We start from the raw sequence: 14,606 nt of genomic DNA on the forward strand, positions 1-14,606 counted from the left end.
GATGGATGTGGTCAGGCATGGCATGACCCTCGATAAGTTCAACTTCCTTCTGCCGACATAACTGACGGATGATTTTGCCAACTTCTCCTCGAAGCCTGCCGTAAAGAACCTTCTTACGGTATTTCGGCACGATCACAACATGATATTTGCACTCCCATTTTACATGGGCTAAACTTTGCCACTCTCGCATGGCAGTTCCTCCTGTTGATTGCCTTTAGGGGCTTTCCTCAGGAGGAACTATCGCTGGAACGGCAGAGCCTTTTCAAGTCTCACCGGCAGAGCCGGTGGTTTACTGAAAACCTTCAATTAACAGACCCTCTGGAACAGCGGACCCGTTTTGAAGAAGCCAATCTGATCAGACAACAACTGGGTAAGACAAAACTACCATTACCAGAACCGTTTTTAACTGAACTTTCAGCCATGCCCTCTTCTGCTGGCATCGCGTTAGGGGTTGATCGTCTGGTGATGCTGACCACAGGTGCAGAGCGAATTGATCAGGTGGTTGCCTTTACACCTGAGTCACTGTAAGTCTCTTCAACCTGGCAGAGCGCACTTCCCTGCTGCAATCTTAGCCGTACTTCCTGTCCTATCCGTAATTCAGCGGCATTTCTCACAATAGTTCCACCATGGAGCTGTTCAACCACAGAATACCCCCGTGACAACGTATGGAGTGGTGAAAGGGTATCAAGCCGGGCTGTTGCCTCACCATGGCTTCGGCCAAGTGCTTCAAGATGATGACATACCCGCCGCTCAGCCCGTTCAGACAACAGCAGTAGTTCCTGTCTCAGCTTGCTGATTTTTACCGCTGGATGTAATCCGGCCAGGTATTGTTCCATACGGGCGAGCTGTTCACTGCGTCGCCCCAACAAATTCCTCAGAGCCATATCAAGCCGTTCAGACAGATCATCAACCCGCTGCACCTGATGTCCCAGCATCCGGGAAGGGTCATGCAGGGCACGGCGCAACCCTGTAAGGTTTTGTAAGCGAAGACGCAGCTGACCTGAGATGGCTTGCTGCAGCCGGTGTAAAAGTGCATCCAGCTGATGAGACAATTCTTCTTTGGCAGTGCAGACCAGTTCTGCAGCAGCAGAGGGGGTAGGTGCCCGCAAATCAGCAACAAAATCACAGATAGTCCAATCAATTTCATGGCCAACAGCAGAAATAACAGGGATCTTGGAGCGATAAACCGCTCTGGCGACCATCTCTTCGTTAAAGGCCCAGAGATCCTCTAAAGATCCACCGCCACGTCCCACAATCAAAACATCAGCTGCCTGCAGTTGATTCAGATTGTCAATGGCAGCCGAAATCTCTGCTGCAGCCCCCTCCCCCTGGACCCGGACCGGATAAATTAAAAGATCCAGACCTGCATTACGTCGCCCCAACACATTCAAAATATCGTGAATTGCTGCACCAGTAGCTGAGGTAACAATGCCGACCCGTTGGGGCATGACAGGCAAAGGCTGTTTGTGAGCATCGCTGAAAAGCCCCTCTCCTGCCAACCGCTCTTTTAACTGCATAAAAGCTGCCTGCAAGGCACCAATCCCTTTAGGTTCGGCATATTCAGCGATCAGCTGATAATCACCGCGCTGGTCATAGACAGATAGTCTGCCCCGTACAATGACAGACATTCCTTCCTCAAGCTTGAACTTGAGCGCCTTAACACAACTGCGGAACATGACACCGCGCAGCATGGCTCCGCTGTCTTTAAGGGTAAAATAGGCATGGCCTGAGGCAGGCAAAGCAAGGTTGGAGACCTCGCCTTCAACCCAGACCTGGTTGAAGTTTTCTTCAATCAGGTCCTTTAAGAGCGAGGTGAGCCGGCTGACCGTCAGGATGGTCTGTTCAGAAAAGAGGTTCATGACCAGAAAGGTAGCACAGTGCCTTCAGATGGTCAAACCAGGGTTGACCACAGGGCTCTCTTTCCGTATGATGCACCCCATGAATAATTTCCCCTATATCCTGACTATTTCGTCTGAAAAGGGTGGTGTTGGTAAAACCACCTTGGCAACCAACCTGGCAATTTTTTTAAAAGCAATGCAAGAAGATCTGCCAGTTACCATCATTTCCTTCGACAATCACTTTACTGTTGACCGGATGTTTGAATTAAAGGGACAAGAACCCCACGGAACGGTTGAAGACTTTTTAACCGGCACCCGTGGTATAGACTTGCTCCATCAAGGACAGTATGGCGTTAACTACATCCCCTCATCAAACAACCTAACTGAACTGTATCAAGGTTTTAAAGGCCCCATGGCTCTTTGTCGCATGGTGGCTGAATCAGGCATTTCAGGCATTATTGTGCTGGATACCCGGCCTGATCTGAATATTCTGACTCAAAACGCCTTGTATGCTGCTGATCGGGTACTTATTCCGGTCAAGGATATGCCCAGTCTTGAAAACTGTAAGCATATCTTTGCCCTGTTTGATCAACGGGGTATTGACAAAAAGTCGCTGGCCCTGATCCCCTGTCTGATTGACAACCGGATCAAATATGACGGTCTGTTCAAGGATCAGCGTACACTGCTGCGAGCCTTTGCCATTAACCGTGGCTACCGCTGCATGGATACCTACATTTCAAAAAGTCCCAAGGTTGAAAGTCTTAACACCAACCCTGATGGCAAGATCTATCCGATTCTCAGCCATGCACGGGAGACTGAGGTACATAGCCAGTTTATCGAATTATCCAGAGATATTCTATCCAGCTACAACCAAACCAAAGAACCACGATCATACCTTTACCATCAATGGCAGACTGAGCAGGAGGGGCGTAAGAAAGAGGCCTTTCTTGCCCGACTTGAAGGGGTTTTACCCCACTGTGTTATCTGCGGTGGACTGCATGAAGGTGAAGGCTCAAAGGGTTTCTATTTTGAAACAGCTGACCGTACTTCAAGAGGATTTCTACATAGTGATTGCTTTACCGGCATGCTTTGTTCAATCCTCTATGATCTACACCCCCGTTCAGACCTGTATCAACTTTCTTTACAGGTTATCCGTGAAAGCGCTGGTGCCTCAATAGCTGTGTTTCGTCCTCTTCTGGATGAGTCTGGTCAACCTCGGCTATTTTTTCAACAGCTTGATCCAAGTGGAGCACCACTGCTTGAACGGGAACTTTCCCTGGAGGGTTTCTTTGAAGGGGTGTTTGACGGCATCCGTGATCAACTGTTTCTACTGCTGAACGAATCAATGACCGGTTATGATGGTAAATTACGTTCAAGCTGGCTGGTGGTCCATCCGGTTGATAAAGAGAAACCGGAACAGGTGCTGCAGGATGTTGCCTATCGCAGAATCCAGGATATGCACCGCTTAGTGTCAGAAATGGCTACTAACTAATTTTCTGACACTAATAAGAAAGCACACAAAGTACCTATGACAAATCTTATAACGGCTCAAGGCCTCAAACGCCTTCAGGATGAGTTTGAATATCTCTGGCGGGTAGAACGACCTAAGGTAGTTCAAGGGGTTTCAGATGCAGCGGCTGAAGGTGATCGTTCTGAAAACGCAGAATATATCTATGGCAAAAAGCGTTTACGGGAGATTGATCGCAGGCTTAAGCAGCTGGGAGGACGGCTGAAAGTGCTGGAAATAGCACCGGCCCCGCCCCTTAACCCTACACGGGTAAGTTTTGGATGCTGGGTTTCCTATGAAGATATGGAGGGAAAGCAGTATTGTTATCAGCTGGGTGGGCCGGATGAATTTGATGTAAAACAGGGAGTCATCAGTATTGACTCTCCGGTTGGCCAAGCCCTTCTTCAAAAACAGATTGATGACGAGGTCACCATCCGGCGTCCCGGTGGTGACCTCACGGTCTATATAACAGAGATCCGTTCTATTCGCGGTTGATTCCCTCTTTAAGGATTGCACTGGGCTTAAACGTCAGAACCCGTCGTGGCTCAATGGTAATAGACTCACCGGTCTGCGGGTTGCGACCACGACGGGCATTCTTGTCTCTGACCTCAAAGATGCCAAAACCAGATATCTTGACATTTTCTCCCTTTGCCAATGTTTCCTTGATCAGGTCCAACAACGCCTCAACATGATCAGCAGCCTCTTTTTGCTTGATACCCAGTTCTTGATGCAGTTGTTTGGCCAGTTCTATCTTGGTCATGAACTCCTCCTTGAAACAGGTCTGCTGTCAGCAGCCCGAGTTTAGTATTTCTTTACGGTGCAATAACCAATCTGGTTATTTTTACCAGCTTCACCCCTTTTGACTGCAGCTCAGGTAATGCCTTAGCCAATGTGGCAATTGTTGTTGGATGAGGATGGCAAATGGCAATGGCATGTCCGTTTTTACGGGCACGAGCCACCGCTTGATCAAGTTGTCCTCTGATATAACCTTCATTCTGTTCATTATCCAGAAAAACATCACGTCGGGCTGAAGATAGCTTTAACTCAGCAGCCACCTTGAGCCCCATTGTTTTGGGGGTCGTAATGCTGTCTATATAGAACAGACCTTTCTCTTTAAGCAGTTTCAACACAACACGCATCTTATCAGAATGCTCTGTAAAGCCTGATCCCATATGATTATTGGCACCCACAGCCTGCGGCAGAATCTGCAGGTAGCCAAGCAGCCTGTTGCGAAGCTCTTCATCAGACTGTTCAAGTAACAGCCCATTGGACTCCAGGCGGCGCTGGGGGTATTCTTTTGGCTGCATCGGCATATGTACCAGAATCTCGATTCCCTGTTCAGCTGCATAGGTAGCGACTGCGCGGTCGTGCTTCAATCCGGGAATAATTGCAAAATTGATAGGCACCCCAATACCTGCAAGAGAGCGAGCCTCAGCTAAAGAGCTGCCCATGTCATCAACAATAATTGCCAGCTCAGCCTTGCCTCCTGCTGGAGGACGGTGAGCAGGCGGCGGAACCAGCTGATTAGGATGAACATCACCGGTATAGTAATCTGATTGTGCTGGTTTTGGTTGCTCAACAGGTTTAACTGCTGCTGGTGGAGGCGTTATTGCCGTTGCCGATGAAAGCACTGGTTGCGGAACAGTCTGCTGTGGAATTGGCGTGGGCTTCTGAACGTGGACTGCCTGTTTCTGCTGGTAGTGATGCAGCCAATACCCGCCAATCATAAGAAGGCAGATAGCAACAAGGAAAACGGCAAGGACGAAACCGCCCTTGCCGTTCTTTTTAAACCTGTTTGCACGTGGGGATGGTTGCTTCAGGGACACTTAACGCTTCTCCGGCCCCATTTTCTTTAAAATATCCCATCCCTTGAGTAGATCAAGGGCACGTACCAATTGGTAATCAACCTTGAGTGGATCTACTGTTTTCTTTGCATCTGCCGGTTCTTTAGCAGCATCTTTTGCTTCCTTCTTATCCTCAGGCTTCTTATCTCCATCAGTATTTTCAAAGTGGTTTTCAAGATCTTTTTCGCGAATAAACATCGATTCGCGACGTGTGGTTTCCTTAGGCATTTCCATCTGTTCTACCACGATGTCAGGAGTGATTCCTTTGGCCTGAATAGAGCGCCCTTTAGGGGTGAAATAACGGGCAGTGGTCAGACGAAGGCCAGACTCATCTGAAAGAGGAATAATGGTCTGAACCGAGCCTTTGCCAAAGCTTTGCGTGCCCATGATAATGGCTCGTTGATGATCCTGCAGAGCACCGGCAACGATCTCGGAAGCACTTGCACTGCCGCCATTAATCAGAACCACAATCGGATAACCAGGCTCTTTAGCACGAGAACTGGCAGTAAACTGCATCCGCGATTCCTTTTCACGACCTTCTGTATAGACAATCAGCTTACCATTTTCAATAAAGTGATCCGAGATGCGAACAGCCTGATCAAGCAAACCGCCTGGATCATTGCGAAGGTCAAGCACCAGACCAGAAAGTTGTTTACCCTTATTCTCTTCAACCAGTGCTTTAAGCGCCTTGGCAACATCCTCATCAGAACGCTCCTGGAACTGTGCTACCCTGACATAGCCATACCCGTTATCAAGCATACGGGATTTAACACTCTTAACCTGGATGATGTCGCGAATCAGGGTAAATTCCTTGGGACGTTCAAAGCCATCCCGCATGATCGTCAGAATCACCTTGGAACCTTTAGGACCACGCATCCTTTTAACAGAATCCGTAATGGTCATATCCTTGGTAAAACGCTCATCAATTCTCAGGATCTGGTCACCTGACTTGATACCTGCCCGCTGAGCCGGAGTGTCTTCAATTGGAGAGATTACGGTCAGGACGCCATCCTTCATACTGATTTCAATCCCCAGACCTCCAAAAGCCCCCTTGGTTTCGACTTTCATCTCCTTGAACGTCTCGGGAGACATGAATGAACTGTGGGGATCCAGAGCTGAAAGCATGCCATTAATTGCGCCGTAAATCAGTTTCTTGGAGTCTACCTCCTCAACATAACTCTTTTTTACAATGGTCATTACATCGGTAAACAGACCGATATATTCGTATTCCTTGCCCCCCTGCGCATCACAGCGCCGTTGGGTGCTAATACCGATAAAGGTAACCAGTGCAACGACAACAATCACAAATCCAAACGCAATTTTTTTTGTTCTGCCGGACTTCAGCATGGTGATTCATCCTCCAGAGTAGATCAAACAAGATGTTTGTATATACATCGAACCTATCAGAAAAACGAGTGTTTTTTATAGTAGCAACAGGATTAACGCACCCATCCTGAGGGGTCCACCGGTTTACCCTGGTGTCTGATTTCAAAATAGAGCGCCGGACCTTTGGCAGAATCAACATCACCAACAGCTGCCACCACATCTCCCTTGGCTACTTCTGCACCAACCTTGCGGGAAATACGTGAGGTATAGGCATAGAGACTGAAATAACCACCACCATGATCAATGATGATCATATTGCCATACCCCTTAAAATAGTCAGCAAAGATAACCGTGCCTTCATAGACGGAGCGGATATCAGAACCCACCGGGGCTGCAATCACAATTCCCTTGCTGAAGGTATAGGAATTAAATTCAGGGTGTTTGTGCTTGCCAAAGGTCTCAATTACCTCACCTTTGACCGGCATCCGCATACGACCTTTTTGGGAGGCAAAACCACGGTCAGGCACAGGAGGGAGTTCTGGTAACTGTTTGTTTTTTGCTGCTGGATCATGCTTTACTGCGGCCTTTCGGCGACTTTGGGCTTCAAGCCGGTTAAGCATGGTCTGTAGTTTAGCGGCATTTGCCTGCAGTTCTTTAAGCGAGCTTTCGTATCCCTGACGGTCCTGACGTACCTTGCTTAAATAGCTTGATTTCTTCTGTTTATCCTGTTCAATCTCGATTTTCTTAGAGGCTATATTTCCCTTGAGGCGTTCCTTACGGGTAGCATCTTGTTCAAGACGAAGTTTCAGCTGGCGTAACTCTTCAATTTTTTGATTGTATTCGGCAAAGATCCGCTTATCCTGCGTCAGTACAGAGCGCATGTAACGCATGTTTTCAGCCATTTGCGGGAAACTTTCGGCAGAAAAAAACATCCGTATAGCTCCCAGTTCCCCAGCTTTATAAAGTGAAGTCAGGCGCCGTTCAATCTGCAACTGCTTTTGTTGTGCCTCAACAGTTACACGTGCTATCTCTGAACCTGTTCTGCCAATACTGCCTTCTACGGTCAGAAGATCACGATCAAGCTGTTTTAGTTCTGACTCTTTTCTGTCCAACGAACGGATAATCTCCTGCAATTCACTCGAAACAGCAGCTTCAACCTTGCGTGTCTTTTTGATCAGATGTTGCTTTTCACGAATTTCCTTCTTAACACCACGCAGTTCATCCTGAGGACTGGCACTCACAGTAAAGCTGTTACTCAGAATCAGGGCGAGCGATGCGATGCAAGCTATTATGAAGGGTGTCAGTCTCACGTTTCAGTTAACCGGTTATCTCATTGATAAAACGCCGCAAGGCAGCAAGACTGCCAAGAAAACCAAGCATGGCTCCGGCTCCCAGTAGTCCAGCACTATACTCAGGCGGCAAAAAGGCAAGTCCGGCAGTAGCAGGATTAAAGGTCAGGAAATTGCCTGCATTATGTAAAAACAGGAGGTGTACCGCCAGCAAAAGAAGCAGAGCTAAAACGCCTCCTGCCAACCCTTGAAGCAATCCCTCCAGCAGATAGGGCATTTTGATGAACAGCCGCGTGGCACCAACCAGCGACATGACCTCTAGTTCATCCCGACGGGCGTAAATGGTAAGTTGAATGGTATTTGAAACAATAAAGATTACTGCCAGAACAAGAAAGCCACCAACCAGGCCACCTACAATCCGCATAAAGGTCAAAAAAGTATTAAAACGACGTACCCATTCTTCACCATACTGAATCTCACCAATACCCTGGATATTCTTCAGCTTGGCAACATAGGCAGCCACATCTTCTGAACTGCGACTGGCCTTTTTAAGGCTGATTTCAAAGGATGTTGGCAGCACCTCTGGCCTGATCCCCTCAAGCAGGGTCTCTTGACCTTTTAAGCGTCCTTTAAAGCGCTTTAATGCCTCATCACGACCGACCCAGGTCACTTTTGACGTGGCAGGGAGGGCTTGTATTTTGTTTTTAAGATCACTCTGCTCCTGCGGGGTAAGCTCCTTATCAAAATAAACAGTAACCTGTACCTTTTCACTCCAGTTATCCGCCGCATTTTCAAGGTTTACAAATAACAGTAAAAACAAAGAGACTATCAGCAGTGCCAAGGTGATGGTACCGACCGTCACAACGTTTACAAATACATTCTGACGAATATTGCTTAAGGCCCGCCCTATAAAATAACGCAGCCGCCCCTGTGCACCCGGTGTAGTCATGGCAGGACGCTTGTTAGTGAATTTCTTCATTGCGTACCTCCCCGTTATCTGCAAGTTCACCATTTTGCAGCCGTATGATCCGGTAATGGGCATGCTCAATCAGGCGTCGATCATGGGTGGCAACAACCACAGTCGTACCTCTGACATTAGCCTCTTTAAAGATATTCATAATTTGCATCTTGTTTGCATCATCAAGATTTCCGGTGGGCTCATCAGCCAGCAGGATTTTTGGCTCATTAACAAGGGCCCTGGCCAGAGCAACCCGTTGCTGTTCGCCACCGGAAAGACGCTGCGGTGTCAGGCTGATTTTGCTTTCCATCCCCATCTGACGCAAAATATGCATGACCCGCTTGCTGATATCAGCCTTACTTCCCCCACCCTGCACCTCAAGAGTAATGGCTACATTCTCAAAGACCGTCCTGTTTTGAAGCAGCTTAAAATCCTGAAAAACAACACCGATGCTGCGCCGTAAAAAAGGGAGTTGAGATGATGTTAAGCGGCTGACATTCTGACCATCAATTAACACCTGTCCACGGGATGGGGTCAGAGCACCATAGATAAGCCTTAAAAGAGAGGTTTTACCTGCACCTGAGGGGCCGGTCAAAAACACAAACTCGCCCTTTGCAACGCTAAAACTGACATTTTGCAGCGCAGTTGCATCCTTTTGATAGGCCAGAAAAACATTATGGAACTGAATCATCGTTGTCACCAGTGAGTAAAGGGATGTTCAGATTGTAATACCACAGATGGGTGTTAATGGGAAAACTGAAAAAGGCTGGTAAGAAGTAATGATCTGTATCATGCCAGGCGAAGGGCTATCATCCATAAACTTGCACACAAAACAGATACAACGCCCCAGATCAAGGCAGGGCGGGATTGAAAAACTCCAAGTCGTGGAAAGGCCTTAAAGATAAACAGCAGGCTAGAGGCGACCCACCCCCAAAACATGATAATAGCAATAACTGACCATGCTTCGGAAGTCACTGATTACCTCCTGCGCCCAAACAGACTGCCCAGCTTTAACTTCCAAACCATCAGCACCGCTTCTCGCACAATCCGTTTTGACATCTTTGATTGACCAACACGGCGATCAATAAAAATAATCGGCACTTCAGTTATCCTTGCTCCAAGTTCAGCAGACCTGAAATGCATCTCAATCTGAAATGAATAACCATCGGACTTGACGCGATCAAGATCAATCAACTCAATCAGGCTACGACGAAAGCATTTAAAACCACTGGTACAATCCATAATAGTCAGACCAGTGACCAGGCGGGTATACCAGTTGGCTCCATAGCTGAGCATCAACCGCCTCAAGGGCCAGTTAACCACACTGATACCATTCAGGTACCGTGATCCAATGACCAGATCATGGTCTTTAATCTGCTCAAGAAAGATCGGTAAAATTGAGGGATCATGGGAAAAATCAGCATCCATTTCAATCAGCAGATCCGCCCCCAACTGCATAGCGCGTCGAAACCCGTCCCGGTAGGCAGACCCAAGCCCCAATTTGCCAGGACGATGCAGCACGTTGATACGGTCATTGGTGCTGGCAAGCTCATCAGCCAACCGCCCTGTACCATCGGGAGAGTTGTCATCAACAACCAGGACCTGCAGGGATGCATCCTGTTGCAATACCTGTTCTATCAGGCGCTGCAGGTTATCCTGTTCATTGTAGGTCGGTATGACAACAAAGGCCTTACTCATGCTGGATGATTTACCTCGTATCACTACAAAAAGAAAGAGGGTGCCTGGAGAGCACCCTCTAAAAACTAATGGCGGGGTTGACGGGGCTCGAACCCGCGACCTCCGGCGTGACAGGCCGGCACTCTAACCAACTGAGCTACAACCCCAAAATGTAAAACAACAGACATCAATCTGATAAAAAAAGGAAAAGTTGCCTTTTCCTTTTAATAGTTATGGTGGGTGAAGAGGGGATCGAACCCCCGACATCCAGCTTGTAAGGCTGGCGCTCTCCCAGCTGAGCTATTCACCCAAATCTACTTTTAAAATGGCGGGGTTGACGGGGCTCGAACCCGCGACCTCCGGCGTGACAGGCCGGCACTCTAACCAACTGAGCTACAACCCCAATTGTGTATCAGGTATAACGTGGTGATGCAGACTTCTTACTTACCGTTTACAGCTTCCTTCAAGGTCTTGCCAGGCTTGAACTTAGGCACAGTTGCAGCAGCAATGTTAATCTTCTTGCCGGTCTGTGGGTTCTGACCTTTACGAGCAGCGCGCTTGCTGGTGCTGAAGGTACCAAAGCCAACCAGGCTGAGCTTATCGCCCTGCTTGAGACAGCCGGTCACAGCGGAGACAAATGCAGCAACAGCTTTTTCAGCCTCAACTTTTTTCAGACCAGCTTTCTCAGCAACGGCGGTAATCAGTTCAGCTTTTGTCACGTTACACCTCCATAAGAGATTGGTTAGGGAAGAATCAAAGAGAAGAAGTTTTTATCAATGCTATTCAAAACTGTCAAGCACTTTTTTCAGTATTTATGCGACTGCAGAGCTGGTTGACTGATCATAGACCAGTAAAGGCCGCTCTTTATGGTAAATTACATCCTCACTGATAACAACTTCACGCACAGTATTTTGTGAAGGAATCTCATACATTACGTCCAGCATGGATCCTTCAAGGATGGCACGCAGACCACGTGCACCGGTATTACGCTTTAATGCTTCCTTGGCTATGCTTACCAGGGCACCATCAGTGAAACGTAACCGGACACCTTCCATATCAAACAGCTTCATATACTGTTTGGTAAGGGCATTTTTAGGTTCAGTCAGAATCTGTACCAGTGCGTCTTCATCCAGTTCAGTCAAACTGGCAAGCATTGGCAATCTGCCGATAAATTCAGGAATATACCCGTACTTAAGCAGGTCTTCCGGCGTTACCTGCAGCAACAGTTCACCGGCCTTTTTCTCCAGCTTTTTCTTGACATCTGCACCAAAGCCCAGGGTCTTTTTACCAATCCGTTGCTGAATGACGCCATCAAGGCCGGCAAAAGCACCACCGCAGATAAAGAGTATATTACTGGTATCAACCTTAAGGAATTCCTGTTGGGGATGCTTGCGACCACCCTTGGGAGGAATGCTGGCTACCGTGCCTTCAATAATCTTCAGTAGTGCCTGCTGCACACCTTCACCAGACACATCACGGGTCAGTGAAGGGGATTCAGCCTTGCGGGCGATCTTGTCGATTTCGTCAATATAGACAATACCTTTTTGAGCACGTTCAACATCATAATCTGCAGCCTGCAGCAGACTCAGGATGATATTTTCAACATCCTCACCAACATAGCCAGCTTCAGTCAGGTTGGTTGCATCGGCAATGGCAAACGGTACCTTCAGCATCCGGGCCAGAGTCTGAGCCAACAGGGTCTTGCCTGAACCGGTGGGACCCAGGATCAGGATGTTGCTCTTCTGCATCTCTACATCGCCCGGCTTTGCTGGGCGTTCGATCCGCTTGTAATGATTATAAACAGCAACCGACAGGACCTTTTTAGCTGTTTCCTGACCAATCACATACTCGTCAAGAAACTCCTTGATCTCCCGTGGCTTGGGAAGCTTGGTAACATCTGGGCCCAGGGCATCTTCCATACGGATTTCTTCTGCAATGATGTCATTACACAGCTCAATACACTCATCACAGATATAGACTGCCGGGCCGGCAATCAGCTTTTTGACTTCATCTTGACTCTTGCCGCAAAAAGAGCAGGTCAGGTGATGCTGGGATGTGTCTCTTCGACTCACGTTAGTCACCTCCCTCTGGACGACGGGACATGACAGCATCAATCAGGCCATAATTCTGGGCCTCTTCAGCCGACATGAAAAAGTCACGCTCCGTGTCCCGTTCCAGACGCTCCACCGGTTGCCCTGAAAGGTCAGCCAGTAACTGGTTCAACTCCCGCTTCATACGCAGAATTTCTTCAGCCTGAATCATGATATCGGTAGCCTGCCCGCGTGACCCCCCTGAAGGTTGGTGAATCATAATACGGGCATGGGGCAGCGCAAAACGCTTACCCTTCTCTCCCGCAGTCAGCAGTACCGCCCCCATGGAGGCAGCCTGACCGATGCAGATGGTGGAAACCGGGGCCTTGATATAGTTCATGGTGTCAAGAATAGCCATACCTGCAGTAACCACACCACCAGGTGAGTTTATATACAGATGAATATCCTTATCCGGGTCTTCTGCCTCAAGAAACAACAGTTGAGCAATGATCAGATCCGCGACCGGATCATTAATTTCACCCCCCAGAAAGACAATCCGTTCTTTCAGAAGCCGTGAATAGATATCATAGGCCCGTTCACCGCGGCCGCTCTGCTCAACCACCATAGGTACATACATGGAGATAAATCCTTTACTCTGCAGCTGCAGGAGCGTTCAACTCTGCGGCATCTACTTCGCTAACCACTGCATTTTCAAGCAGGAAGGCGATGGCCTTGTCTTCCTTGATTTCTGCCACCATTGAGTTGCGTGCATTTGCCTGGTTGGCATAGAACTCCTTGATCCGGCCGAGCATATCTTCATTACCAGCGGCGATCTGCGTGTAACGGGCCTCAAGGTCAGCATCTTCAACAGCAATGTTTTCTTTTTCAACCAGCGCCATAACCAGCAGACCGCCTTTTACCTTCTGCGCGGCCTCACCCCAGAAACGCTGCCTAAAGCCGTCATCGTTAAGTCCCATTTGCTCTATGGACATGTTCTGACCCTTCAAGCGATTCTTGAGGTTTTCCAGCATAAAGTCAGTCTGGCGACGAACCATTGAATCAGGGACTTCAAGGGGGTTTTTCTCAATTAGCGCATCAATAACACGGGTCTTGAGGTCTGTTTTGATCCGCTCAAGCTCTTGCTGTTCACGCATCTCAGCCAGCTTCACCCGCATATCAGCGATGGTCTCAAAATCACCAAACTGTTGAGCAAACTCATCATCCAGTGCAGGCAGTTCCTTTTTCTTGATCTCTTTCAGGGTAACGGTAAACACACCAGGCTTGCCGGCAAGTTCTTTGTTTGGATTATCATCCGGCATCGTCACGGTAATATCTTTGGTTTCGCCCAGAGACATACCCAGCAGGCCCTCTTCCAGCCCAGGCAGCAGGCGACCGTTGCCAACTTCAACAGAGGCATCCTTGCCGCTGGTCTCTTCTTCAGGATAACCAGGTACCGCAAAAGAGAAATCAACCGTCAGAACCATACCTTTTTCAACGGCTCCCTCTTCAATCGGTGCCAGTTGCGCCATGTTCTCGCGCATCCGCTCGATTTCACCTTCAACCGCTTTTTCATCAGCGATGTAACGCTCTTTTTTGACCTGCAGCCCCTTGTACTCACCAAGCAGAATCTGCGGCATAATCTCAATCAAGGCAGAATATTTGAAGGGAGTCCCCTCCTCTACCATGGCGATATCATCGATCATTGGAGCATCAACAGGCTCAAGCTTATGCTCTTCAAGTGCCGGAAAAAGGGTCTGCTCATACAGGCGACGCATAACTTCATCCTGCATGGCATTACGATAAAACTTTTTGACCATCTGCATCGGCGCCTTGCCCTTACGGAAACCGGAAAGGGTGGCTTTTTTTTGGATACCAGCAAATGACTTTTCAATTTCAGCATTTACCCGCTCAGCAGGAACTTCAACACTTATCTTGCGCTTAACCGAGTTGATCTCTTCTATCTGAACCTGCATACCTGTTCCTCGCTTGCGTGGGATGAAATTTAAATGGTGCGAGAGAGGAGACTTGAACTCCTATACCTTGCGGTGCCAGATCCTAAGTCTGGTGCGTCTGCCAATTCCGCCACTCTCGCAATTTGAATTGGTTAAATTAGGCGAATTACCTTATTTCGTCAAGG

16 protein-coding genes and 4 tRNA genes are annotated in these 14,606 nt (G+C 48.3%); 3 read left to right on the plus strand and 17 right to left on the minus strand.

Features of this window, described 5'->3' with window-relative positions; genetic code table 11:
- A partial coding sequence (gene tnpA / locus B5D39_RS11815; protein ID WP_139366761.1) for an IS200/IS605 family transposase occupies positions 1-190 on the minus strand: 190 nt, incomplete at its 3' end.
- A 14-nt stretch (positions 191-204) separates the two neighbouring features.
- On the opposite strand from tnpA, the gene B5D39_RS11820 reads away from it, so the two are divergent.
- Positions 205-528, plus strand: coding sequence for an amino acid--tRNA ligase-related protein (locus B5D39_RS11820; RefSeq protein ID WP_244161400.1), 324 nt, complete (start codon positions 205-207; stop codon positions 526-528).
- Here B5D39_RS11820 and xseA read toward each other — a convergent pair.
- Positions 495-1,859 carry an exodeoxyribonuclease VII large subunit gene (gene xseA / locus B5D39_RS11825; RefSeq protein ID WP_078790680.1) on the minus strand — a complete coding sequence of 455 codons (1,365 nt, stop codon included), beginning with the start codon at positions 1,857-1,859 and terminating at the stop codon, positions 495-497. The two genes, B5D39_RS11820 and xseA, sit on opposite strands and share 34 nt — an antisense overlap.
- Between xseA and B5D39_RS11830 the strand changes: the two genes are divergently transcribed.
- On the plus strand, positions 1,858-3,330 hold the full coding sequence (locus B5D39_RS11830) for a ParA family protein (protein ID WP_341865450.1): 1,473 nt from the start codon (positions 1,858-1,860) through the stop codon (positions 3,328-3,330). The two genes, xseA and B5D39_RS11830, sit on opposite strands and share 2 nt — an antisense overlap.
- A gap of 36 nt (positions 3,331-3,366) precedes the next feature.
- Positions 3,367-3,840 (plus strand): GreA/GreB family elongation factor, encoded by a 474-nt coding sequence (locus B5D39_RS11835; RefSeq protein ID WP_078790681.1) that lies wholly within the window; start codon positions 3,367-3,369, stop codon positions 3,838-3,840.
- Here B5D39_RS11835 and B5D39_RS11840 read toward each other — a convergent pair.
- From B5D39_RS11840 to B5D39_RS11910, 15 genes are all read right to left on the minus strand, one after another.
- Positions 3,827-4,105: an integration host factor subunit alpha gene (locus B5D39_RS11840; protein ID WP_078790682.1), complete on the minus strand. Its 279-nt coding sequence runs from the start codon at positions 4,103-4,105 to the stop codon at positions 3,827-3,829. The two genes, B5D39_RS11835 and B5D39_RS11840, sit on opposite strands and share 14 nt — an antisense overlap.
- A gap of 52 nt (positions 4,106-4,157) precedes the next feature.
- On the minus strand, positions 4,158-5,072 hold the full coding sequence (locus B5D39_RS11845) for a divergent polysaccharide deacetylase family protein (RefSeq protein ID WP_244161401.1): 915 nt from the start codon (positions 5,070-5,072) through the stop codon (positions 4,158-4,160).
- Positions 5,073-5,171: 99 nt separating this feature from the next.
- A complete protein-coding gene (locus B5D39_RS11850; protein WP_078790684.1) occupies positions 5,172-6,536 on the minus strand; it encodes a S41 family peptidase in 1,365 nt (454 codons plus the stop codon).
- A gap of 92 nt (positions 6,537-6,628) precedes the next feature.
- The gene (locus tag B5D39_RS11855; RefSeq protein ID WP_244161402.1) at positions 6,629-7,756 is read right to left on the minus strand and encodes a murein hydrolase activator EnvC family protein; all 1,128 of its coding nucleotides are present in this window, start codon (positions 7,754-7,756) and stop codon (positions 6,629-6,631) included.
- A 76-nt stretch (positions 7,757-7,832) separates the two neighbouring features.
- Positions 7,833-8,783 carry a permease-like cell division protein FtsX gene (gene ftsX / locus B5D39_RS11860; protein WP_078790685.1) on the minus strand — a complete coding sequence of 317 codons (951 nt, stop codon included), beginning with the start codon at positions 8,781-8,783 and terminating at the stop codon, positions 7,833-7,835.
- Positions 8,767-9,453 (minus strand): cell division ATP-binding protein FtsE, encoded by a 687-nt coding sequence (gene ftsE, locus B5D39_RS11865; protein ID WP_078790686.1) that lies wholly within the window; start codon positions 9,451-9,453, stop codon positions 8,767-8,769. Before ftsE ends, ftsX begins: the two co-directional genes overlap by 17 nt.
- A gap of 287 nt (positions 9,454-9,740) precedes the next feature.
- Positions 9,741-10,460, minus strand: coding sequence for a polyprenol monophosphomannose synthase (locus B5D39_RS11870; RefSeq protein WP_078790687.1), 720 nt, complete (start codon positions 10,458-10,460; stop codon positions 9,741-9,743).
- 69 nt (positions 10,461-10,529) lie between these two features.
- Positions 10,530-10,606 (minus strand) — tRNA-Asp (locus B5D39_RS11875).
- Positions 10,607-10,673: 67 nt separating this feature from the next.
- A tRNA-Val gene (locus B5D39_RS11880) sits at positions 10,674-10,749 on the minus strand.
- A 16-nt stretch (positions 10,750-10,765) separates the two neighbouring features.
- A tRNA-Asp gene (locus B5D39_RS11885) sits at positions 10,766-10,842 on the minus strand.
- Between the two features lie 37 nt (positions 10,843-10,879).
- Positions 10,880-11,158: an HU family DNA-binding protein gene (locus B5D39_RS11890; protein WP_078790688.1), complete on the minus strand. Its 279-nt coding sequence runs from the start codon at positions 11,156-11,158 to the stop codon at positions 10,880-10,882.
- Positions 11,159-11,251: 93 nt separating this feature from the next.
- Complete coding sequence (gene clpX / locus B5D39_RS11895) at positions 11,252-12,511, minus strand: ATP-dependent Clp protease ATP-binding subunit ClpX (protein WP_078790689.1); 1,260 nt, start codon at positions 12,509-12,511, stop codon at positions 11,252-11,254.
- A 1-nt stretch (position 12,512) separates the two neighbouring features.
- Positions 12,513-13,106 carry an ATP-dependent Clp endopeptidase proteolytic subunit ClpP gene (clpP, locus tag B5D39_RS11900; RefSeq protein ID WP_078790690.1) on the minus strand — a complete coding sequence of 198 codons (594 nt, stop codon included), beginning with the start codon at positions 13,104-13,106 and terminating at the stop codon, positions 12,513-12,515.
- A 13-nt stretch (positions 13,107-13,119) separates the two neighbouring features.
- Positions 13,120-14,442 (minus strand): trigger factor, encoded by a 1,323-nt coding sequence (gene tig / locus B5D39_RS11905; RefSeq protein WP_078790691.1) that lies wholly within the window; start codon positions 14,440-14,442, stop codon positions 13,120-13,122.
- Between the two features lie 34 nt (positions 14,443-14,476).
- Positions 14,477-14,561 (minus strand) — tRNA-Leu (locus tag B5D39_RS11910).
- Positions 14,562-14,606 lie beyond the last annotated feature (45 nt).

It is taken from the genome of Trichlorobacter thiogenes (genome assembly GCF_900167465.1).
Lineage (GTDB): Bacteria > Desulfobacterota > Desulfuromonadia > Geobacterales > Pseudopelobacteraceae > Trichlorobacter > Trichlorobacter thiogenes.